This window comes from Pseudomonas sp. B329, assembly GCF_023127835.1.
Lineage (GTDB): Bacteria > Pseudomonadota > Gammaproteobacteria > Pseudomonadales > Pseudomonadaceae > Aquipseudomonas > Aquipseudomonas synxantha_A.
On record NZ_SPKP01000011.1, the window covers coordinates 389,232 to 411,340 of the forward strand.

Below are 22,109 nucleotides of genomic sequence, written 5' to 3' on the forward strand. Positions count from 1 at the left end.
ATGCGCTCTCTGACCCTGCACCTGAAAATCCTGATCACCTTCCTGGTGGTGCTCGGCATTTCGGTCACCGCCTATCAGATTTTCGTGCTGGGGATTCCCGTGACCGAGGATGCCACCGACGACTTGTGGAACATCGACGCCAAGGTCGAGTTCGTCGCCAACCCCAAGGACCCGGTCAAGATCCAGATGTTCGTGCCGCCACTGAGCCGCGACTTCGTCAGCCTTAATGAAAGCTTTATCTCCAACAACTACGGAGTCAGCGTCAACCGCATCGACGGCAACCGCAAGGTCACCTGGTCAGCGCGCCGGGCCAAGGGCAACCAGACCCTGTATTACCGCCTGGTGCTGACCAAGCGTTACAGCGGCGAAAAGGTCAAGATCAAAGGCCCGACCTTCCGCGACAGCATCGCCGTGGAAGGCCCGGAAAAAATCGCCGCCGAAGCCTTGCTGGCGCCGATCCGCCAGCACTCGGCCGACGTCGAGACCTTTATCAGCGAAGCCATCAAGCGCACCAACAACCTCAACGACGACAATGTGAAGCTGCTGCTGGCCGGCGACCCGTCGACGCCGCACAAGGCCAGGATCGTCGAGCTGCTGCTGTCCATTGCCCATGTGCCGGTGGAGAAAGTCCACACCATCCGCCTGGTGGCCGACCAGCCGCAAACCCCGGAACTGTGGCTGCGCAGCTTCAACGGCAACGACTGGCTGTACTTCAACCCGGAGACCGGTGAACAGGGCCTGCCCGCCGACCGCCTGCTGTGGTGGACCGGCGATGAAAACCTGATCACGGTCGATGGCGGCAAGAAGGCCATGGTGACCTTCAGCCTCAACAACAGCGAAATGAACGCGATTCGCCTGGCCAAGCTGACCGACGAAAACACCGACGCCAACTTCCTCGAATACTCGCTGTACGGCCTGCCGCTGCAAACCCAGCAGACCTTCATGATCATGGTGATGATCCCGATTGGCGTGCTGGTGATTCTGATCCTGCGCAACCTGATCGGCCTGCAGACCCTGGGCACCTTCACGCCGGTGCTGATCGCCCTGGCGTTCCGCGAGACGCAACTGGGCTTCGGCATTGTGCTGTTCACGATCATCACGGCACTGGGGCTGTCACTCAGGTCGTATCTGGAACATTTGAAACTGCAGATGCTGCCGAGGCTGTCGGTGGTGCTGACCTTCGTGGTGGTGCTGATCGCCGCCATCAGCCTGTTCAGCCATAAGCTGGGGCTGGAGCGTGGCTTGTCGGTGGCGCTGTTCCCGATGGTGATCCTGACCATGACCATCGAGCGACTGTCGATTACCTGGGAAGAACGCGGCGCCAACCATGCACTGAAAGTGGCGATTGGCACCCTGTTCGCCGCCTCGTTGGCCCACCTCATCATGAGCGTGCCGGAGTTGGTTTACTTCGTGTTCACCTTCCCGGCGATCCTGCTGATTCTGGTGGGCTTCATGCTGGCCATGGGTCGTTATCGCGGCTATCGCCTCACCGAGCTGGTGCGTTTCAAGGCATTCCTGAAGGCTGACTCCTGATGTTTGGCTTCTGGAAAACCTGGAAGGCCCTGGAAGCGCGCGGGATCATGGGCATCAATCGGCGTAACGCCGACTACGTGCTCAAGTACAACAAGCGCAGCCTGTACCCGATTGTGGATGACAAGATCATCACCAAGGAGCGGGCGCTGGCGGCCGGCATTCATGTGCCGGAAATGTACGGGGTGATCTCCACCGAGAAGGAAATCGACAAGCTCGACGAGATCATCGGTGGGCGCAGCGACTTCGTGATCAAGCCGGCCCAGGGTGCGGGCGGTGATGGCATCCTGGTAGTGGCCGACCGGTTTGAAGGACGCTATCGCACGGTGTCCGGCAAGATCATCAGCCATGAAGAGATCGAGCACCAGATTTCCAGCATCCTCACTGGCCTGTACTCACTGGGTGGCCACCGCGACCGGGCGCTGATCGAGTACCGCGTGGTGCCCGATCAGATCTTCAAGAGCATCAGCTACGAAGGCGTGCCGGATATCCGCATCATCGTGCTGATGGGCTACCCGGTGATGGCCATGCTGCGCCTGCCGACCCGCCAATCCGGCGGCAAGGCCAACCTGCACCAGGGCGCGATCGGCGTAGGCGTCGACCTTGCCACCGGCCTGACCCTACGCGGTACCTGGCTGAACAACATCATCACCAAGCACCCTGACACCACCAATGCGGTCGATGGTGTGCAACTGCCCAACTGGGACGGTTTCATGCAGCTTGCGGCCGGCTGCTATGAGCTGTGCGGACTGGGCTATATCGGCGTGGACATGGTACTGGACCAGGAAAAAGGTCCGCTGATCCTTGAATTGAATGCACGGCCGGGGCTGAACATCCAGATTGCCAACGACTGCGGCCTGACTTTGCGCACCCATGCAGTGGAAGCGCGGTTGGAAGAACTCAAGGCTGCCGGCGTGACGGAAACCCCGCAAGAGCGGGTGAAGTTTGTGCAGGAGATGTTCGGGCATATACCGCCCGTGGAAGGCTGATCCGGTCTTCGAACTGTCTATCCCCGACATCCCCTCTAGGAGCAAATCCTACAGGGGACTACAATCCCCCCTCCCCCGCGCCATTGGCTGATCCAACCCCGCATGTTGACCTGCTCCGTACATCCATTGCCCTACCGGGCCAACCCCGCCGAGTATTTTGCGGCGATTCGCCATGCTCCAGGCGCGGTACTGCTCGACAGCGGCCGGCCGACGGCTGAGCGCGGCCGGTATGACCTGCTCAGTGCCTGGCCCGAAGCGACATTGACGGTAGGGCCGGACGAAAGCGGCAGTGATTTCCTGCAACGCTTACGGGAAAACCTCACGCGATTGGGTGAAGCCGCAATCCCCGCGGATTTACCGTTGCCGTTCGCCGGAGGCTTGATAGGCTACCTGAGCTACGACTTCGGCCGGCACCTTGAGGCCATGCCGCACCTGGCGTTGGATGACCTGCACCTGCCGGACGCGCGCTTCGGGCTGTACGCCTGGGCGCTGATCAGCGACCACCAGGCCCGGAGCAGCCAACTGGTGTTTCATCCCACGCTGGCCGATAGCGAACGACAACGGTTGATCGCGCTGTTCAGCCACGGGACTGTCGACACCTCTGCGACGTTCAAACTCCAGGGCCCGATGGCACCAGACCTCACCGCAGAGGCCTACCGCCAAGCCATCGCGCGTATCCAGGATTACATCCAGGCCGGCGACTGCTATCAGGTCAACTTTGCCCAGCGCTTTCGCGCACCCTGCATGGGGGATCCCTGGGCAGCCTATTGCGCCCTGCGCGAAGCCTGCCCCACGCCGTTTTCCGGGTTCCAGAGCTTGCCCGATGACGGTGCGGTACTGAGCCTGTCACCGGAACGCTTTGTGCGCATCAGCGAACGCCAGGTCGAGACCCGCCCGATCAAGGGCACCCGCCCTCGCGGCGTAACACCTGCAGAAGATGCCGCCAACGCCGCCGAGTTGCTCGCCAGCCCCAAGGACCGCGCAGAAAACCTGATGATCGTCGACCTGCTGCGCAACGATCTCGGTCGCAATTGCCGCATCGGCTCAGTGAAAGTGCCAGAGCTGTTCAGCCTGGAAAGCTACCCCAACGTGCACCACCTGGTGAGCAGTGTCACCGGCATATTGGCCGACGATAAAGACGCCCTCGACCTGATCGCCGGCAGCTTCCCCGGCGGCTCCATCACCGGCGCGCCGAAGATCCGTGCGATGCAGATCATCGACGAACTTGAGCCAACCCGCCGCGGGCTTTACTGCGGCTCGCTGGTGTACCTGGACGTGCGCGGCGAGATGGACAGCTCCATTGCCATCCGCAGTTTGCTGGTCAAGGACGGGCAGGTGTGTTGCTGGGGTGGCGGTGGGATTGTGGCGGATTCGCAGTGGCAGGCTGAGTATCAGGAGTCGCTGACGAAGGTGCGGGTGTTGTTACAGACTTTGGAAAGTTTGTAGGGCCTGTACCGGCCCTATCGGGGGCAAGCCCCCTCCCATCTTCGACCGCGCCGCGATCAAAGGTGAGAGCTGGCTTGCCTGCGATGGGGCAATCAGTCGCGTCGCATAACTTACAGGCTCAACTGCCGATTCGACGCCTTGATAAACTCTTTCTTCAAGTCTTCAAACGTATGCACCGCCGGGAACTGCGGGAATTCGCGAATCACATTCTCCGGCGCATGGAACAGAATCCCACGGTCCGCTTCCCCCAGCATGGTGGTGTCGTTGTACGAATCACCGGCAGCGATCACGCGGTAGTAGAGGCTTTTGAACGCCAATACCGACTGGCGCTTGGGGTCTTTCTGGCGCAACTGGTAGCTTACCACCCGATCATTTTCATCAGTGATCAAGCGGTGGCACAGCAAGGTCGGGAAACCCAGCTGGCGCATCAGCGGTTGGGAGAATTCGTAGAAGGTGTCGGACAGGATCACCACCTGGAAGCGTTCGCGCAGCCAGTTGACGAACTCGACGGCCCCGTCCAACGGTTTGAGCGTAGCAATCACCGCCTGGATATCGGCCAGTTTGAGCCCGTGCTCGTCGAGGATGCGCAGGCGCTGCTGCATCAGCACGTCATAGTCGGGAATGTCGCGTGTGGTGGCGCGCAGGGATTCAATACCGGTTTTTTCGGCGAAGGCGATCCAGATTTCCGGAACCAGCACCCCTTCCAGGTCAAGACAGGCAATTTCCACAAGACACTCCATTGGATTTATTAGTTGAGCGGGCAAAAGGACTGCCGAACTCTAGCGACTCAAGCACGCCGCCGCAACGCACGGCAGATTTTGATACCATCGCCGCCTATAGAGCGCTCAGCGCCACTGACCTGTAGGAACCGTCCTGATGAACCAAGCCTTCGACGTCGCTGAACTCGCCGCGACTTATGCCAACAAGTCTGCACAGGATATTCTCAAGCTGGCGTTCAGCCAGTTCGGCGATGACCTGTGGATTTCCTTCAGCGGTGCCGAGGATGTGGTGCTGGTGGACATGGCCTGGAAGCTGAACAAGAACGTCAAGGTATTCAGCCTCGACACTGGCCGTCTGCACCCGGAAACCTACCGGTTTATCGAGCAGGTGCGCGAGTTCTACAAGATCGACATCGAACTGATCTCGCCGGACCAGAGCAAGCTGGAACCCTTCGTCAAGGAAAAGGGCCTGTTCAGCTTCTATAAGGACGGCCATGGCGAATGCTGCGGCATCCGCAAGATCGAACCGCTGCGCCGCAAGCTCGCAAGTGTAAGTGCCTGGGCCACCGGCCAGCGCCGCGACCAGAGCCCCGGCACCCGCAGCCAGGTGGCTGCGCTGGAAATCGACACGGCTTTCTCCACCCCCGAACGTACCCTGTACAAGTTCAACCCGCTGACGCAGATGACCAGCGAAGAGGTGTGGGGTTACATCCGCATGTTGGAGTTGCCTTACAACAGCCTGCATGAGCGCGGCTTTATCAGCATCGGCTGCGAGCCCTGCACCCGCCCGGTATTGCCGAACCAGCATGAGCGCGAAGGTCGCTGGTGGTGGGAAGAAGCCACGCAGAAGGAATGCGGGCTGCATGCGGGGAATATCATCAGCAAGGCCTGAGGCCTGGCAAACTGGTGAGGTAAAAATGTGGGAGGGGGCTTGCTCCCGATAGCGGTGGGTCAGTTGCAGATTTTCTGACTGATATACCGCTATCGGGAGCAAGCCCCCTCCCACATTTTGTTTTGTGCGCAGCATAAAATGTACACAACCTTGTAACCATAGGTGCCATTTTTGTGTGCAACTCATATTCGAGCGCACCAAAACGTAACATTCATCTCTGCTAGTCCCCACACCCCCGAATCACGCTACTCCCAATCAAAAATAAATACCTGTTCAAACGGTCAATTTATATTGCTTTTAATTCAGTAGTTTATTTAAAAATACTATAAAAAAGAAATTATCCCCGTTTTTCATATAACGAAAACTGGCACGCATGTGGCTTAGTGAAAAGTACGCTTTGTATACAATCAATACAAAACCTACATACACTTTGCCATCCGCCGCTTTGCTGCCGATGCGCTGGAGCCTGCCGGAATGCGTACAAGTCTTTCGAGCAATATCGCGCTGGATCTGCCCTCCTCCACCCTCCACCCCGAGGCTGCAAGCCCCGGCCCCCTGGTCCTCAGCCCGCGCCTGCACAACAAGGACCTGGCCCCCACCAAAGTCGAGGGCCGACGCTGGGGGCGCTATAGCATCTTTGCGCTGTGGACCAATGACGTGCACAACATTGCCAACTATTCGTTTGCCATCGGCTTATATGCATTGGGCTTGGGCGGCTGGCAAATATTGCTGTCCCTGGGGATCGGCGCGGCGCTGGTGTACTTCTTCATGAACTTGTCGGGGTACATGGGACAGAAGACCGGTGTGCCGTTTCCCGTGATCAGCCGCATCAGTTTCGGTATCCACGGTGCGCAGATTCCAGCATTGATCCGGGCGGTGATTGCGATTGCCTGGTTTGGTATCCAGACGTACCTGGCGTCGGTGGTTTTCCGTGTATTGCTGACGGCGATTCATCCGGGCTTTGCTGACTATGACCACAACTCGATCCTGGGCCTGTCGAGCCTGGGCTGGGCGTGTTTTGTCGCGATCTGGCTGGTGCAGTTGGTGATCCTCGCCTATGGCATGGAAATGGTACGCCGCTATGAAGGCTTCGCCGGGCCGGTGATTTTGCTTACGGTGGCTGCGTTGGCCGGCTGGATGTACTTCCAGGCGGGCGGGCATATCGCCTGGTCGATCCGTGAACCGCTGAGCGGCGGCGAGATGTGGCGCAATATCTTTGCCGGTGGCGCGCTGTGGCTGGCGATCTACGGCACCTTGATCCTCAACTTTTGCGACTTCGCCCGCTCTTCGCCCTGCCGCAAGACCATCCAGGTCGGCAATTTCTGGGGCCTGCCGGTGAATATCCTGGTGTTTGCCGCCATTACCGTGCTGCTGTGCGGCGGCCAGTTCCAGCTCAATGGCCGAGTGATCGAGAGCCCGACCGAAATCATCGCGGCAATCCCCAATACCTTCTTCCTGGTGCTCGGTTGCCTGGCCTTCCTGATCGTTACCGTGGCGGTGAACATCATGGCCAACTTCGTCGCCCCGGCCTTTGTGCTGAGCAACCTGGCGCCCAAGTACCTGAACTTTCGCCGCGCCGGTTTGATCAGCGCCTTCGTGGCGGTGCTGATACTGCCGTGGAATCTCTACAACAGCCCGCTGGTGATTGTGTACTTCCTTTCTGGCCTGGGCGCGCTGCTGGGGCCGTTGTACGGGGTGATCATGGTCGATTACTGGCTGATCCGTAAAAGCCAGGTGGACGTGCCGCAGCTGTATAGCGAAGACCCCAATGGCGTTTATTACTACAGCCGGGGGGTGAATATGCGCGCCGTGGCGGCGTTTATTCCTGCCGCGGTGATCGCCATCCTGCTGGCGCTGTTGCCGGGGTTTGCCAGCGTTTCACCGTTTTCCTGGCTGTTCGGCGCCGGCATCGCAGGGTTGCTGTACCTGCTGATCGCCAAGCGTCAGCCGCACTACGCCGATGTCAGCGGCGAAAGCATTGCCGTCGATAACGTCAGTCATTAAACAAGGACTCTCCATGCGTATCCTCGTGGTCAACGTCAACACCACCGAATCCATCACCGACACCATTGCCCAGCAAGCACGGGCCGTGGCTTCACCGGGCACCGAGATTGTCGGGCTCACCCCGTACTTCGGCGCAGAATCGGTGGAAGGCAATTTTGAAAGCTATCTGGCAGCCATCGCCGTGATGGATCGGGTAATGGCCTACGACCAGCCCTTTGATGCGGTGATCCAGGCCGGCTATGGCGAACATGGCCGTGAAGGCCTGCAGGAGCTGCTCAATGTGCCGGTGGTGGATATCACCGAGGCGGCGGCCAGCACCGCGATGTTCCTGGGGCACGCCTACTCGGTGGTGACGACCCTGGACCGCACTGTGCCGCTGATTGAAGACCGGCTGAAACTCGCCGGCCTCTACCAGCGTTGCGCTTCGGTGCGCGCCAGCGGCATGGCAGTGCTGGAGCTGGAAGCAGACCCGCTGGCCGCTATGGAGGCCATTGTGCGCCAAGCGGAACTGGCGATTCGTGACGACAAGGCCGAGGTGATTTGCCTGGGCTGCGGCGGCATGGCCGGGTTAGATGAGCAGATTCGACAGCGCACCGGGGTGCCGGTGGTAGACGGGGTGACAGCGGCGGTGATGATTGCCGAATCGTTGGTACGGTTGGGGTTGTCGACATCCAAAATCAGAACGTATGCGGCGCCAAGACCCAAAAAAGTCATTGGTTGGCCCGGCAAGTTCGGCCACTGAGATCAAATGTGGGAGGGGGCTTGCTCCCGATAGCGGTGTATCAGCCAGCTTATCTATAGCTGACCCACCACAATCGGGAGCAAGCCCCCTCCCACATTTTGATCACTACAAGGTGTTAGATGGCACTGAATCTTTGGCCTAACTGCTGCTCGGCAAACTGCTCGATGATGAAATCCACAAACGCCCGAGTCTTGCCTGGCAGCAGTTTATGTTCGGCGTAGTAGATGCAAATATTGCCGTCGTTCACATACCAGTCCGGCAATACCCGCAGCAACTTGCCGCTCGCCAGCCAGGGTACGGCAAACGGCATGCTCACCAGCGCAACGCCCAAGCCCTGTTCGGCGCAGATGCAGGCGGCCTGCGAGTCGCTCATGGTCATGCGCGGTTTGAGACTCAGCGGGCCGTGCTCGCCATTGCGATGAGTCAGTTGCCAGGAGCGCACTCGCCCGGTTTGCGGTGAGCGAATCAGGATGCCGTCGCAGTGCTCCAGGTCTTCTGGCTGCAACACCGCTGGGCGTGCCGCCAAATAGTCAGGCGATGCCACCAGCACGCGGTGAGCGGGCGTCAGCTTGCGTGCCACGACGCCTTGGGGCAACTCAAAGCCGCCGCCAAGGGCCGCGTCAAAGCCCTGACCAATCAGATCGACCTGGCGATTGTCGAAATGCCAATCCGGGCTGATATCGGGGTAGCGTTTCAGAAACTCCCCCAGCAGCGGCACGATATACAAACAGCCGACCAGCGTGCCCATGCTGACCTTGAGCGTGCCCACCGGTCGCCCTTCGGCGCTGGCCAGGTTGGCCACGGCATTCTGGATAGTGGTGAGGCTGGCGCTGACCTCTTCCAGAAATAACTTGCCGGCTTCAGTCAACGTAAGCCGCCGAGTGCTGCGCTGAAACAGCCGCACACCCAGGCGCGCTTCCAGTTTGGCGACACTTTTGCCCACGGCTGCGGGCGTCAGGCTCAGGTGCCGGGCCGCCTCGGCAAAGCTGCCACCCTCGGCGCTGCGCACAAAGCATTCGATACTGCCAAAGCTCTCCATATCGGCCACTCTAAACTTTTGGTTTACACAGACTATAGCAATCACGGTCTACCGGCGTGCCGGAGGCAGGTCGATACTCAGCCCATCAACTACTTGGAGATCGACATGACCACACAAAACCTCACCGGCAAAGTCGCCCTGATTCAAGGCGGTTCCCGCGGCATCGGCGCCGCCATCGTCAAGCGCCTCGCCGCGCAGGGTGCTGCTGTCGCCTTTACCTACGTCAGTTCGGCCGCCAAGGCCCAGGCGTTGCAGCACGACGTGATCAGCGAAGGCGGCAAAGCCCTGGCGATTCAAGCCGACAGCGCCGATGCCACGGCAATTCGCAATGCCGTCAACGCCACGGTCGATGCGTTTGGGCGCCTGGATATCCTGGTGAACAACGCAGGCGTGCTGGCCATCGCGCCGCTGGAAGACTTCAAGCTGGAGGACTTCGACCAGACCCTGGCAATCAACGTGCGCAGCGTATTTATCGCCACCCAGGAAGCCGCCAGGCACATGGGCGAAGGTGGCCGCGTAATCAATATCGGCAGCACCAACGCCGAGCGTATGCCCTTCGGTGGTGGCGGGCCTTATGCCATGAGCAAGGCGGCGCTGGTAGGGTTGACCAAGGGCTTGGCGCGGGATCTGGGGCCACGGGGTATCACCATCAACAACGTGCAGCCCGGGCCGGTGGATACCGATATGAACCCGGCGAACAGTGAGTTTGCCGAAAGCTTGATCGGGTTGATGGCGGTGGGCAGGTATGGGCACGTGGAGGAGATTGCCAGCTTTGTGGCGTATCTGGCCGGGCCGGAAGCCGGGTATATCACGGGCGCCAGCCTGACCATCGATGGTGGTTTCAGCGCCTGATTTTGCAAAACCGCAAACCAAATGTGGGAGCGGGCTTGCCCGCGAAGGCGGTGTGTCAGTGCCACATCTGTCACTGCACTACCGCTTTCGCAGGCAAGCCAGCTCCCACATTTTTGACCGCGCGGGGTCAGGCCATGGGGGGCAAGCCGTAGGCGGCCAAATCAAAGTCGGCGAGCTTGCGAATAATCTGGTCAGCATGCTGGTACTTGCTGTCAGCCATGGCCTCATCGGGCACCGCAATAGCGGTCATGTGCGCAGCCTTCGCGGCCGTCACGCCGAACGGCGAATCTTCGAACACCAGACAATCCTCAGGCGCCACACCCAGACGGCGCGCAGCCGTGAGGAAGATATCCGGCGCCGGCTTGGCCGCACCGACTTCCGGGTCGTCGGCAGTGACGATGGTGTCGAACAGGCCAAACCATTCGCGGTGCAAGGTGGTCTTGTGGCCAAACGAGTTACGCGATGAACTGGTGCCCACCGCAATCGGGATATTGTGCGCCTTCAGATGCCGCACCAACGCTTCGGCGCCCGGCATACCCAGGGCCTTGGGAAACCGCTCGCTCATCAGCGGTTCGCGAATTTCCAGAAACTCGGCGGGCGTGATCGGCAAATCCAGCGCCTTGACCACGTAATCGGCCAGATCCTGAGCGCCTCGCCCGATGATGTGCTGCTTGATACCCCAGTCATAGGTACGGCCATAGCGCTCGGCGATGATCTGCGTGACTTTGGTGTAGATGCCTTCGGTATCCAGCAACAACCCGTCCATATCGAAAATCACGGCTTTGATCGGGACAGCGGTACGCGGTGCATTCATCACGACACAACCTTGGGGCAAGGACTAAATGGATTCAGCACAATAACGGCCACCCTTGCCGGCGAGCAACCCTTTAGACTGTTTGCCCCTCCTTTCGAAGTGCCCACAATGCTCTACCGACTCGTCGCCGACGGCCTCGTGCTGTTTCACCTGACCTTTATCCTGTTCGTACTGTTCGGTGGCCTGCTCGCCCTGAAATGGCCCAGGGTAATGTGGCTGCACTTGCCCGCCGTGGCCTGGGGGATCGCGGTAGAGGTGCTGCACCTGCCCTGCCCCCTCACCCGCTGGGAAAACCTGTTTCGTCACCTGGCCGGGCAAGACGGTTATGGCGGTGGGTTTATCGAGCACTACATCCTGACGCTGATCTACCCCGCCGGGCTGACGGCGAATATTCAACTGGTGCTGGGGGCGGTGGTGATATTGATCAACGCCGTGGTGTATGGGCGGTTGATCCGGAGTTTGCTAACACGCAGACGCGCATGACCTTCAGCTCCGAGCTTGATCGCCTGGGCGCACGCACAAGCCTGAACATGAAACCTGGGCAGATTGTTTTCAATCTGCCAACCGAGCGCTTAAAGTGTCGCCCCCTCGGGAATTGAATCTCGAGGTTGAGTCCATGGAGTTTCAAGTGAAATACGTCATTAAAGCAGTTGCAGCAGCGGTTCTTGGTTTCACTCTGGCAGGTTGCACCGGCACCGCCATGAAAACCCAGCAATACGACGCCAGCCAATACACCGTCCTCGGCCACAGCGAAGCCAGCGCCACCGGCATCATGCTGTTGGGCGTCATCCCAATCGGCCAGAACAACCGCTTCGTACGCGCTCAGGATGCAGCCATCAAAGCCAAAGGCGGCGACGCGCTGATCAACACCCAAGTGCAAGAAAAGTGGTTCTGGGCCTGGGTATTGAACGGCTACACCACCAAGATTTCCGGTGATGTGATCAAGCTGAAAACCGCGCAATAAAGTATGAAACTGCCAGGGCGCTGACCCCGGCAAGCGACGTATCATGGGCCTGACCTTCGAGGATGGCCCATGAACCTCAGCATCATTTACGCCCTCGTGGCCGCCGCCCTGTTCGGCGCCAGCACTCCGCTCGCCAAAAGCCTTGGCCTGGGCCTCTCACCTATATTGCTGGCCGGCCTGCTTTACCTGGGCAGCGGCATTGGCCTTGCCGGCGTACGCCTGATCCGTGATCGCGGCTGGAAACCCACCGGGTTGACCCCATCGCAATGGCCCTGGCTGCTCGGCGCCATCGCCTTCGGCGGCATCCTAGGCCCCGTCGCCCTCATGTTCGGCCTGATTCGCACCGCCGGCGCCACCGCCTCCTTGATGCTCAACCTCGAATCAGTGCTCACCGCCGTGATCGCCTGGGTCGTATTCAGAGAAAACGCAGATCGGCGCATCGTGCTCGGCATGGTCGCCATTGTGCTGGGCGGCGTGGTGTTGTCATGGACAGGCGCCGGCGGCGGCAGCCAGGACTGGACCGGGCCGCTCGCCATTGCGCTGGCGTGTTTGTGCTGGGGGATAGATAACAACCTGACGCGCAAGGTGTCGGCGTCTGACGCGCTCTTTATCGCCGGTGCCAAAGGTTTGATTGCGGGGCTGGTGAATTGCAGTTTGGCGCTTTACCTCGGGACGCAGATTCCGGGCGTGGCGCAATTGGCGCCGATCCTGGTGGTGGGGTTCCTCGGCTATGGCATCAGCCTGGTGATGTTCGTGCTGGCGCTACGCGGGCTGGGCAGTGCGCGCACCGGGGCTTATTTCTCCACGGCACCCTTCCTCGGTGCCGCAGTGGCGCTGCTGGTATTTGGCGAGTCGGTGACCGTGGCGTTCTGGATTGCTTCGGCGCTGATGGCCGCGGGCGTGTGGCTTCACCTGACGGAGCGCCATGCCCATGAGCATGTGCATGAGGCAACGGAACATGGGCATTGGCATGTGCATGATGAGCATCATCAGCATGAGCATGGGTTTGAGTGGGATCCGGCGCAGCCTCATAGCCATGCGCATGTGCATGCGGTGATGAAGCACAGCCATGCGCATTTTCCGGATGTGAATCATCGGCATAGGCATTGAGCGCGGTGCGGATGTATCAGGGCGGCTCTATTGGCCGCCCTGATGGAGAACAGGCCCGTTTAAGCGTGGTGGCCCGTGTAACCTTTATGCTCATACTCCCACCCCCTACATGCCAACCCGACATGCTTGGGAATAAGCGCAGCACCACTGCTGTACGCGGTGATAGTCCTACGAGAAAAGCCCAGTTCAACAGCAGCTGCGGAAAGGGATAAATTGTTACTGAGCATCCACTTTCTGAAATCCTGGGTCAGCATGACCTCACCAGATTGCTCCAACGCCAGACGGTGCAACGTGACAGCGGACAGTTCTAGGTTATTACCCCATGTCACATCAAAGCCCCACTCACCAACTTCCACTTGGCTGAATAGCGCCAAATCCAAGAGTGGTGTGAGGACAGGAAAAGTATTTATATGATCGGTGAGGTCAACAGTGTGTCGCTTACCGTTGCTCCATTCGATCTCTAATGCATGCTTGCCGGCAACTGGTTGCACAGCAGAAATACGAAGCTTGCTGGTCATATGTCAGTCCCTCCGGTTTTGTTCATCCCATACCCGCTTAAGATCAGCGATATGAGCTTTTGCCCAAAGCAGGGCAGCTTTCAAGGCTTTCTTCTCGGCGCCTGCGCCGAGCACAACAAGCCCTTCTAGCAGAAATGTGGGGCTCCCGTTTCAAAATCGCAATGTCTATAGTCACCCGGTCGCCCATACGGCGGCCGGGTTTGGCGACTCGAAAACAAGACGGAACGTAGACGACGTTATTTTCATGCGGCTGCCATTTTTGGCGGTTTAGCGTGAAAAGAGCTCATTGTTTTTATATTTGTCTTGTGGAGTTACACATGAACCAATACATAGCCCTCACCAGCAACGACAGCGCCACACCTGCCCTTTTTGTCGATACCACCGTGCCATTGGAAATACTCCTCGACGCTGCGACCTATCGAGTTCGTGCCGTTACACAAGTCCTTGAGAACCTCGCACTACGCGGTGAGATCAGTAGTGATGCGGTTGTACTCAGTGATTTTGCGTTGCTTTGTTCCATCTCTTTGCGCGACGGCTGCGATTTGCTGGACGTCATAGGAAGGCGAATGGATATGCCAAGCGCGTGATCTGATAAAGCTGGACTTTTCAAACCCTAGAAATCACAAAACCCCTGGTTTCTCTCGAAACCAGGGGTTTTGTTTACATCGAATTTGGCGGTGAAGGAGAGATTCGAACTCTCGATACAATTTCTTGTATACACACTTTCCAGGCGTGCTCCTTAAGCCACTCGGACACTTCACCGTATCTCGGCAAACCAGTTCAGTCTGTCGAGGCGCGCTAATGTAGTCGAAAGCCTTTCTGATGGCAAAGGTTTTTTTCAGAATTTTCATGCGGTTAGACGGTTATGCCATTCCCCGCCCGGCAAGGGGTGATGATTGTGCCATTCTCGGGCATCGGCGGCAGGCGTCTGGGACGGTTGCTGCGCCCTGCTGCGGGCCGTCTACCCTTGGGGAGGCGGGAAAAGCCTGACTGGGTAGTCAGTCACGGCGCTTTACCAGCGCGGGCGTGGTGAGTAACGTCTGCGCATCTACCTCTATAACAAACCCTACAAGGAACCGCGTCATGAGTGAGTTGATTGCCTACCACTTCGAAGACGGTATCGCGACCCTGACCCTGAGCAATGGCAAGGTGAATGCCATTTCTCCGGCGGTGGTCAGTGAGTTTAATGCGGCGCTGGATCAGGCCGAGAAGGATCGGGCGGTGGTGATCATCACGGGCACGCCGGGGATTTTGTCGGGTGGTTATGATTTGAAGGTAATGACCGCCGGCCCCAAGGAGGCAATCAGCCTGGTGACGTCGGGCTCGACCCTGGCGCGGCGCTTGTTGGCGCACCCGTTCCCGGTGATTGTGGCTTGCCCGGGCCATGCGGTAGCCAAGGGCGCGTTCCTGTTGTTGTCGGCCGATTACCGTATCGGCGTCGAAGGCCCGTTCAGCATTGGTTTGAATGAGGTGGCGATCGGCATGACCATGCACCACGCCGGTATCGAGTTGGCGCGGGATCGGCTGCGCAAGTCGGCGTTCCATCGGTCAGTAATCAATGCCGAGATGTTTGACCCGCAAGGCGCCTTGCAAGCGGGCTTCCTCGATAAGGTGGTAGCACCGGAGGAATTGCACGCAGCCGCACTGGAAGCGGCACGTCAGTTGAAGAAGATCAATATGAATGCCCACAAGCACACCAAGTTGAAAGTGCGCCGCGCACTGCTGGAAGCCCTGGATGATGCGATCATCCAGGATCAGGGCCACAATCTGAGTTAATGCCTACACCCGTCTTACCTAAGCCCGACCTAGCGTCGGGCTTTTTCTTACAAATGAATCCGACATATCCGTAGCCGCTCTAGCCGGCCTTTGTGGGCATATGTGGAAACATGCGCTTAAACATCGCCTATCTCCCACCTCTGTAGGGGCAATTGCCGAATACAGTGCACATCCGTACACTGCGCCACCTTTTGTCCCGATGGGCCGCTTCGATGCTTTTTCTGTTACGTATGTTGTTGATGGTCCTGCACTTTATGATCGCCGGGGTATTGGGCGTACTTTTAGGGGTATGCCGGCCATTCAATCCGGACAACAGCCGCCTCTGCGCCCGCCTTTACGCATTGCCAGCCATGTGGATCTTGCGCCTGAAGGTGAAGACGGATGTCGACTCGCTGCGCAACAAGCCCGGCACCTGTGTGGTGATCGCCAACCACCAGTCCAACTACGACCTGTTTGTACTTGGCAATGTAGTGCCGCACCGCACCGTATGTATCGCCAAGAAAAGTCTGAAATGGGTGCCGCTGTTCGGCCAGTTGTTCTGGCTGGCGGGCAATGTGCTGATCGACCGCGGTAATGCGCACAAGGCCCGACGCGCCATGCTCACCACCACCCAGACCTTGCAACACAAGGACACGTCGATCTGGGTGTTCCCGGAAGGTACCCGCAACCTGGGTAAAGGGCTGTTGCCGTTCAAGAAAGGTGCGTTTCATATGGCGATTGCGGCCGGCGTGCCTATCGTGCAGGTGTGTGTCAGCAATTATGTAACGCAGATGCAGCTCAACCGCTGGAACAGCGGGGAAGTGCTGATACGGTCGTTGCCGCCGATTCCTACCACTGGCATGACGGTAGATGACATCCCTCAATTGATGCTGGACTGTCATGCGCAAATGACCGCATGCATTGAAACAATGGACCGTGAACTTGCAGGAGCGAGCTTGCTCGCGAAAACTGTATAGGCGACGCGGATCACCCGATAGCGCGGCGTCATCGTTGATGATCTTCGCGAGCAAGCTCGCTCCTGCAAGGGAATGGGCAATGTCAGTCAGCAACAACGGAACGTCATTCAGGCTAAGCTGCCCAACATCTGTCCTCTTATAAGAAGTGATCAGCACCATGGGTAGAGTTGTTGCGGCGGCCGTCTACAGCGCCGGAAAAAAAGTCTCGGATATCACCCTCGATGAAGGCGCGGCCTGGGCGGCCAAGCCCGGTCACTTTGTGTGGATCGGCCTGGAAGAGCCCAGCGCCCAGGAATTGAATAACCTGCAACGCCAGTTCAACCTGCACGAGCTGGCGATTGAAGACGCGATGGAAAAACACAGCCGCCCGAAGCTGGAAACCTTCGGTGACGCGCTGTTTATCGTCACCTACTCACCGGTGCGCGAGAACGGCAAGCTGGAGTTTATCGAAACCCATATCTTTGCCGGCAACGGCTACATCATCACTGCACGCAACGGTCACTCGGCGTCCTACGGTTTTGTGCGCCAACGCTGTGAGGCGCGGCCGCTGTTGCTGGAGCATGGGGAAGACTTCGTACTCTATGCGCTGCTGGATTTCGTCACCGAGAACTACCAGCCGGTCAGCGAGGCGATTCACGCCGAAATCGATGAGCTGGAGCGCAATGTGCTGTGCAGTTCACTCAATGAGCGAGATATCCAGCACCTCCACGGCCTGCGTCGTGATGTGCTGCGGCTCAAGCGTCATGTGGCGCCGATGGTGGAAATCAGCCAAGAGTTGCAGAAGCTGAGCTTTCCGTTTATCGACAAAAACATGCGCCCGTATTTCCGCGACGTGCAGATCCACGTCACCCGGCAGATGGAAGACCTCACCACCTTGCGCGACATTGCCAGCCAGACCATCGAGATCGGTGTGTTGCTGGAGGCGTCGCGCCAGAGCGTGGTGCAGCGCAAGTTCGCCGCGTGGGCGGCGATCCTGGCGTTCCCCACGGCGGTGGCGGGGATCTACGGGATGAACTTTCAGAACATGCCCGAGCTGCAATGGCATTACGGCTATTTTGCGGTGCTCGGGTTTATTGCTGTGGGCTGTGGCGGTTTGTGGGCCAGCTTCAAGCGTTCAGGCTGGCTTTAGGCCGCGGTATCCGGCTTGTGTGCGACAAAGCGCATCATCCACTCCGCCACGGTTACGCCGTGGTGGTCGCGATCCAGGCTGGCCACGCCGTTGGTGTAGACCTTCTCACCCAGGGTTGTCTGAAGAATCTCCAGCAACTCGCGGGAATAATCATGGATAAATTCCGGATGGCCCTGGAAGCACAGCACCTGATCGCCGATGTGGTAAGCGGCGAACGGGCAGAACTCGCTGGAAGCGATGACCGTGGCATTGTCCGGCAACGTGGTGACTTGATCCTGGTGGCTGATCAATAGCGTCAGCTCCGGCACCTCGGGGCTCATCCATGGCGTCTTGGCATCCAGCTTGTAGGCGTGGGTGCCCATGCCCCAACCCTGGCTGGCACGCTCGGCCTTGCCGCCCAGTAGCAGGGCGAGCAACTGATGGCCAAAGCACACACCCAGCAACTTGTCGCCACGCTCGTACCGTGTGAGCAAATAAGCCTTGAGGGTCTGGATCCAGGGGTCAGTGCCGAACGAGTCGGCCTTGCTGCCGGTGATCAGGTACGCGTCAAACACTTCGTCATCAGGCGGGTATTCGCCCTGCACCACGTTGTAGACGACAAATTCGGCGGCAATCGGTTGCTTGGCGAACAGGCGCTTGAACATCTGCCCGTAACCTTGGTACTGATCGATCAAGCCTGGACGCAGGATATCGGTTTCCAGGATGCAGACGCGTAGCGACATAAAAAATACCTGACACGGCGATGGGAATATTGCACACCCCAGAGCCTGCCTTGAAATACACCCTCAAGGCAAGCTCCCCTCCCACATTTTGCTCAGCCGAACACTCCGCCCTGCGCCGCTTTCTCCAGCAACAACGCCGGTGGTGAGAAGCGCTCCCCATACTCTTCGGCCAAATAACGAGCGCGGGCGACAAAATCGTTCAGCCCGTATTGGTTGATAAACTGCAGCGCGCCGCCACTCCACGCGGCAAAGCCGATGCCGAAGATCGAACCGACGTTGGCGTCAGCCGTGGACATCAACACGCCCTCCTCCACGCAGCGCACGGTTTCGATGGCCTGGATAAACAGCAAGCGGTCGCGCACGTCCTGGGGTGAAATTCGATTGCCGGGCCGTTCGAACCGGGCTTTCAACTCTGGCCACAGGTGCTTCTGACCACCGGCGGGGTAATCGTAAAAACCGCCGCCCGCCGCCTTGCCGGTGCGCTTGTATTCATTCACCAGCAAATCAATCACCGCTGTCGCCGGATGATTCGGCAGTGCCTTGCCTTCGGCCTGTAGATCCTTGGCGGTTTGCTGTCGGATATGGCTCATCAGGCTGAGGGACACTTCATCGGACACCGCCAGCGGCCCCACCGGCATCCCGGCCTTGCGCGCTTCGGTCTCGATCATCGGCGCGGCCACGCCTTCGCCGAGCATGGCAATGCCTTCGTTGGTGAAGGTGCCGAAGACCCGCGAGGTGAAGAAGCCACGGCTGTCGTTGACCACAATCGGGGTTTTCTTGATTTGCAGGACGAAATCGAAACCGCGGGCCAGGGTCTCATCGCTGGTGTGGGTGCCTTTGATGATTTCCACCAGGGGCATCTTGTCCACGGGGCTGAAGAAGTGCAGACCGATAAACCTGGTTTGGTCCGGCACCGCCGTGGCCAGGCCGCTGATGGGCAAGGTGGAAGTGTTGGAGGCGATCACCGCATCGGCACCGACCACGCTTTGTGCGGCGGCCGAGACCCTGGCCTTGAGTTCGCGGTCTTCGAACACGGCCTCGATGATCAGGTCGCAACCGGCCAGGTCAGCGTCATCCTGCGTAGGGTGAATGCGCGCCAGGGTGGCTTCGCGCTGTTCGGCGGTCAATTGCCCACGGCTGACTTTCTTGTCCAGCAAGGCAGCGCTATGGGCTTTGCCTTTTTCGGCGGCGGCGAGATTGATGTCTTTGAGCACCACCTCGACCCCCGCACAGGCACTGACATAGGCGATGCCCGCACCCATCATCCCGGCGCCGAGTACACCGAGCTTACGGGTGGCGTGAGGGGCAAAACCCTGTGGGCGTGAGCTGCCGGCATTGATTTCATTAAGCTGAAACCAGAAGGTGCCGATCATGTTTTTCGCCACCTGCCCGGTCACCAGTTCGGTGAAGTAGCGGGTTTCGATCAGGTGTGCGGTGTCGAAATCCACTTGGGCACCTTCAACGGCGGCGCAGAGGATTTTCTCCGGTGCCGGGAAGCAGCCATTGGTTTTGCTGCGCAAAATCGACGGGGCAATGGCGAGCATCTGCGCGACTTTGGGGTTGGACGGCGTGCCGCCAGGGATTTGATACCCCTTGTTGTCCCAGGGTTGCCTGGCCTCGGGATTGGCGAGAATCCACGCTCGGGACTTGCTCAGCAGTTGCTCGCGATCGGCTGCCAGTTCATCAATCAAGCCGGCTTGCAGGGCCTGGGCTGGCCGGACTTTTTTGCCTTCAAGCAAATACGGCAGGGCTTTTTCCAGACCCAGCATCCGCACCATGCGCACCACCCCGCCGCCGCCCGGCAACAGGCCAAGGGTGACTTCGGGCAGGCCCAACTGCACAGACTTGTCGTCCAGCGCGACCCGATGATGGCAGGCCAGGCAAATTTCCCAGCCACCGCCCAAAGCCGCGCCATTGATCGCGGCCACCACCGGCTTGCCGAGGGTTTCCAGGCGGCGTAACTGCGCCTTCAACACCAGCACGCTGTCATGGAAATCCCTGGCGTGGGCCTTGTCGACCTTGATCAGTTCATTGAGGTCGCCACCGGCAAAAAAGGTCTTCTTGGCCGAGGTGATCACCACCCCGGCAATCTGGTCCTTTTCTGCTTCCAGGCGCGTGACGGTGGCCGCCATCGCTTCGCGGTAGACGGCGTTCATGGTGTTGGCGCTCTGGCCGGGCATGTCCAGGGTCAGTACCACGATCTGGTCCTGGCCTTTTTCGTAACGAATGGCATCGGTCATGACAAATTCCTTGGGCTCAGAGGCGTTCGATGATGGTGGCGATTCCCATGCCACCGCCGACACACAGGGTGGCCAGGCCGTAGCGTTGCTGGCGCACTTCCAGCTCGTCGAGCAAGGTGCCGAGAATTGCGCAACCGGTGGCGCCCAACGGGTGGCCCATGGCTATAGAGCCGCCGTTGACGTTGACCCGTGCGGCGTCGATGCCCATGTCTTTGATGAACTTGAGCACCACCGAGGCAAACGCTTCGTTGACTTCGAACAGGTCGATGTCCTCTACCCGCAGGCCGGCCTTGGCCAGCGCCTTGCGGGTGGCGGGTGCGGGGCCGGTGAGCATGATGGTCGGGTCGGTGCTGGTGACTGCCGTGGCGACAATGCGCGCCCGCGGTTGCAGGCCCAACTCGCGCCCCTTGGCCTCGGAGCCGATCAACATCAATGCCGCGCCATCAACGATGCCGGAGCTGTTGCCCGGCGTGTGCACATGGTCAATGCGTTCCACATGGCTGTAGACCCGCAGCGCGGTAGCATCAAAGCCCATCTGGCCCATCATTTCGAAGCTGGGCTTGAGCTTGCCCAAGCCTTCGAGGGTCGAGTCGCCGCGGATAAATTCGTCATGATCCAGCAGCACGATGCCGTTCTGATCCTGCACCGCGATCAACGACTTGTTGAAGGAACCGTCCGCCCGCGCCCTGGCGGCCTTCTGTTGTGACTGCAGGGCAAAGCTGTCCACATCCTGGCGAGTGAACCCTTCCAGCGTGGCAATCAGGTCAGCGCCAATACCTTGAGGGGTGAAGTGGCTGTGCATATTGGTTTGCGGGTCGAGCACCCAGGCGCCGCCATCGCTGCCCATGGGCACGCGGGACATGGATTCGACGCCACCCACCACGACCAGATCTTCGAAGCCGGAACGCACTTTCATTGCCCCCAGGTTGACTGCTTCCAGCCCCGAGGCGCAGAAGCGATTGACCTGGACGCCGGCGACGCTGATGTCCCAGTCCGCCACCAGGGCGGCGGTCTTGGCGATATCGGCGCCCTGGTCGCCCACCGGCGTGACGCAGCCCAGGACGATGTCATCCACTTGGCGGGTGTCGAGGTCGCTGCGTTGTGCCAGCGCCGTGAGCAAGCCGGCCACCAGATTTACCGGTTTGACGCTGTGCAAGGCACCATCGGCCTTGCCTTTGCCTCGGGGCGTGCGTATCGCATCAAAGATCAAAGCTTGGGTCATGACATCCTCGAACCGCTGTGGGTGTATGCCCCCTACCTTAGGCCCGATTGACACGGTTTCAATGACGGATGCGCTCATTGCTTTTGACCCCCTCGCTCGGACGAACGGTAGGTAGCTACGGGAATTACCTGATTAATCGTTTTAGCTGTCTAGCCCTAGGGCTCGCGCCAAGATGGCAATAAGCCTCATGCCGTTTTTAGCGCAAATGCTGATTAGCTGATATGAAATGGATCTAAGCGAAGAAGATCGGGCGCTCTAAGGTTGAACCTGTAGGACACTGCTGCCGGGTTTTGCTGGAGCAGTTGTAAGAAAAGTGCAATGTCATCTCGCGATACTGAAATAAACCGGCACGCATTTGACGCTCAGGAATAACAACAAATAGGCAGTCAGCCATGTTCAAACATTCGAAAGTACGTCAGGCGGGACTTATTCTGTTCGCCACCAC

21 protein-coding genes and 1 tRNA gene are annotated in these 22,109 nt (G+C 59.1%); 14 read left to right on the forward strand and 8 right to left on the reverse strand.

Annotation, left to right across the window (positions count from 1 at the left end; translation table 11 throughout):
* From E4P00_RS08180 to pabB, 3 genes are all read left to right on the forward strand, one after another.
* Positions 1-1,533, forward strand: coding sequence for an inactive transglutaminase family protein (locus E4P00_RS08180; RefSeq protein WP_032879907.1), 1,533 nt, complete (start codon positions 1-3; stop codon positions 1,531-1,533).
* Entirely contained in the window at positions 1,533-2,519 is a 987-nt protein-coding gene (locus E4P00_RS08185) for an alpha-L-glutamate ligase-like protein (protein WP_005790412.1), read from the forward strand. The genes E4P00_RS08180 and E4P00_RS08185 overlap by 1 nt, the downstream gene beginning before the upstream one ends.
* A 102-nt stretch (positions 2,520-2,621) precedes the next feature.
* Positions 2,622-3,965 carry an aminodeoxychorismate synthase component I gene (pabB, locus tag E4P00_RS08190; protein ID WP_248131137.1) on the forward strand — a complete coding sequence of 448 codons (1,344 nt, stop codon included), beginning with the start codon at positions 2,622-2,624 and terminating at the stop codon, positions 3,963-3,965.
* A gap of 110 nt (positions 3,966-4,075) precedes the next feature.
* On the opposite strand, the gene thrH is transcribed toward pabB, so the two are convergent.
* Complete coding sequence (thrH, locus tag E4P00_RS08195) at positions 4,076-4,693, reverse strand: bifunctional phosphoserine phosphatase/homoserine phosphotransferase ThrH (RefSeq protein ID WP_005790415.1); 618 nt, start codon at positions 4,691-4,693, stop codon at positions 4,076-4,078.
* Between the two features lie 148 nt (positions 4,694-4,841).
* Here thrH and E4P00_RS08200 point away from each other — a divergent pair, with 148 nt between their 5' ends.
* The 3 genes from E4P00_RS08200 (at position 4,842) to E4P00_RS08210 (ending at position 8,322) form a co-directional block, all read left to right on the forward strand.
* Positions 4,842-5,576: a phosphoadenylyl-sulfate reductase gene (locus tag E4P00_RS08200; protein WP_078822064.1), complete on the forward strand. Its 735-nt coding sequence runs from the start codon at positions 4,842-4,844 to the stop codon at positions 5,574-5,576.
* Between the two features lie 474 nt (positions 5,577-6,050).
* On the forward strand, positions 6,051-7,580 hold the full coding sequence (locus E4P00_RS08205; protein ID WP_032879904.1) for an NCS1 family nucleobase:cation symporter-1: 1,530 nt from the start codon (positions 6,051-6,053) through the stop codon (positions 7,578-7,580).
* A 13-nt stretch (positions 7,581-7,593) separates the two neighbouring features.
* On the forward strand, positions 7,594-8,322 hold the full coding sequence (locus tag E4P00_RS08210) for an aspartate/glutamate racemase family protein (RefSeq protein ID WP_078822066.1): 729 nt from the start codon (positions 7,594-7,596) through the stop codon (positions 8,320-8,322).
* Positions 8,323-8,437: 115 nt separating this feature from the next.
* Here E4P00_RS08210 and E4P00_RS08215 read toward each other — a convergent pair whose 3' ends face one another.
* Positions 8,438-9,361: a LysR family transcriptional regulator gene (locus E4P00_RS08215; protein WP_078822067.1), complete on the reverse strand. Its 924-nt coding sequence runs from the start codon at positions 9,359-9,361 to the stop codon at positions 8,438-8,440.
* 105 nt (positions 9,362-9,466) lie between these two features.
* Here E4P00_RS08215 and E4P00_RS08220 point away from each other — a divergent pair, with 105 nt between their 5' ends.
* Positions 9,467-10,213, forward strand: a complete 747-nt coding sequence (locus tag E4P00_RS08220; protein ID WP_032879901.1) for a 3-oxoacyl-ACP reductase family protein — start codon at positions 9,467-9,469, stop codon at positions 10,211-10,213.
* 127 nt (positions 10,214-10,340) lie between these two features.
* Here E4P00_RS08220 and E4P00_RS08225 read toward each other — a convergent pair whose 3' ends face one another.
* Positions 10,341-11,027: an HAD-IA family hydrolase gene (locus tag E4P00_RS08225; protein WP_248131140.1), complete on the reverse strand. Its 687-nt coding sequence runs from the start codon at positions 11,025-11,027 to the stop codon at positions 10,341-10,343.
* A 108-nt stretch (positions 11,028-11,135) separates the two neighbouring features.
* Here E4P00_RS08225 and E4P00_RS08230 point away from each other — a divergent pair, with 108 nt between their 5' ends.
* The 3 genes from E4P00_RS08230 to E4P00_RS08240 all read left to right on the forward strand — a co-directional run bounded on the left by E4P00_RS08230 (position 11,136) and on the right by E4P00_RS08240 (position 13,101).
* Entirely contained in the window at positions 11,136-11,510 is a 375-nt protein-coding gene (locus E4P00_RS08230; protein ID WP_228308846.1) for a DUF2784 domain-containing protein, read from the forward strand.
* Between the two features lie 145 nt (positions 11,511-11,655).
* The gene (locus tag E4P00_RS08235; protein WP_148852824.1) at positions 11,656-11,991 is read left to right on the forward strand and encodes a hypothetical protein; all 336 of its coding nucleotides are present in this window, start codon (positions 11,656-11,658) and stop codon (positions 11,989-11,991) included.
* Between the two features lie 69 nt (positions 11,992-12,060).
* Positions 12,061-13,101, forward strand: coding sequence for a DMT family transporter (locus E4P00_RS08240; protein ID WP_248131143.1), 1,041 nt, complete (start codon positions 12,061-12,063; stop codon positions 13,099-13,101).
* A gap of 59 nt (positions 13,102-13,160) precedes the next feature.
* On the opposite strand, the gene E4P00_RS08245 is transcribed toward E4P00_RS08240, so the two are convergent.
* A complete protein-coding gene (locus tag E4P00_RS08245) occupies positions 13,161-13,619 on the reverse strand; it encodes a DUF2442 domain-containing protein (RefSeq protein ID WP_248131145.1) in 459 nt (152 codons plus the stop codon).
* 317 nt (positions 13,620-13,936) lie between these two features.
* On the opposite strand from E4P00_RS08245, the gene E4P00_RS08250 reads away from it, so the two are divergent.
* Positions 13,937-14,206 (forward strand): short-chain dehydrogenase, encoded by a 270-nt coding sequence (locus E4P00_RS08250; protein ID WP_216091970.1) that lies wholly within the window; start codon positions 13,937-13,939, stop codon positions 14,204-14,206.
* Between the two features lie 85 nt (positions 14,207-14,291).
* Here the strand turns inward: E4P00_RS08250 and E4P00_RS08255 are convergent.
* A tRNA-Ser gene (locus tag E4P00_RS08255) sits at positions 14,292-14,381 on the reverse strand.
* Positions 14,382-14,702: 321 nt separating this feature from the next.
* On the opposite strand from E4P00_RS08255, the gene E4P00_RS08260 reads away from it, so the two are divergent.
* From E4P00_RS08260 to E4P00_RS08270, 3 genes are all read left to right on the forward strand, one after another.
* A complete protein-coding gene (locus E4P00_RS08260) occupies positions 14,703-15,395 on the forward strand; it encodes a crotonase/enoyl-CoA hydratase family protein (protein ID WP_032879897.1) in 693 nt (230 codons plus the stop codon).
* A 212-nt stretch (positions 15,396-15,607) separates the two neighbouring features.
* Positions 15,608-16,351, forward strand: a complete 744-nt coding sequence (locus tag E4P00_RS08265) for a 1-acylglycerol-3-phosphate O-acyltransferase (protein ID WP_078822077.1) — start codon at positions 15,608-15,610, stop codon at positions 16,349-16,351.
* A 157-nt stretch (positions 16,352-16,508) separates the two neighbouring features.
* Positions 16,509-17,480: a magnesium and cobalt transport protein CorA gene (locus E4P00_RS08270; protein WP_032879893.1), complete on the forward strand. Its 972-nt coding sequence runs from the start codon at positions 16,509-16,511 to the stop codon at positions 17,478-17,480.
* Here E4P00_RS08270 and E4P00_RS08275 read toward each other — a convergent pair.
* The 3 genes from E4P00_RS08275 to E4P00_RS08285 all read right to left on the reverse strand — a co-directional run bounded on the left by E4P00_RS08275 (position 17,477) and on the right by E4P00_RS08285 (position 21,664).
* A complete protein-coding gene (locus E4P00_RS08275; protein ID WP_032879891.1) occupies positions 17,477-18,202 on the reverse strand; it encodes an amidotransferase in 726 nt (241 codons plus the stop codon). The two genes, E4P00_RS08270 and E4P00_RS08275, sit on opposite strands and share 4 nt — an antisense overlap.
* A 92-nt stretch (positions 18,203-18,294) precedes the next feature.
* Positions 18,295-20,442, reverse strand: coding sequence for a 3-hydroxyacyl-CoA dehydrogenase NAD-binding domain-containing protein (locus tag E4P00_RS08280; protein WP_248131147.1), 2,148 nt, complete (start codon positions 20,440-20,442; stop codon positions 18,295-18,297).
* Positions 20,443-20,458: 16 nt separating this feature from the next.
* Positions 20,459-21,664 (reverse strand): acetyl-CoA C-acetyltransferase, encoded by a 1,206-nt coding sequence (locus E4P00_RS08285; RefSeq protein ID WP_032879889.1) that lies wholly within the window; start codon positions 21,662-21,664, stop codon positions 20,459-20,461.
* Between the last annotated feature and the right edge of the window lie 445 nt (positions 21,665-22,109).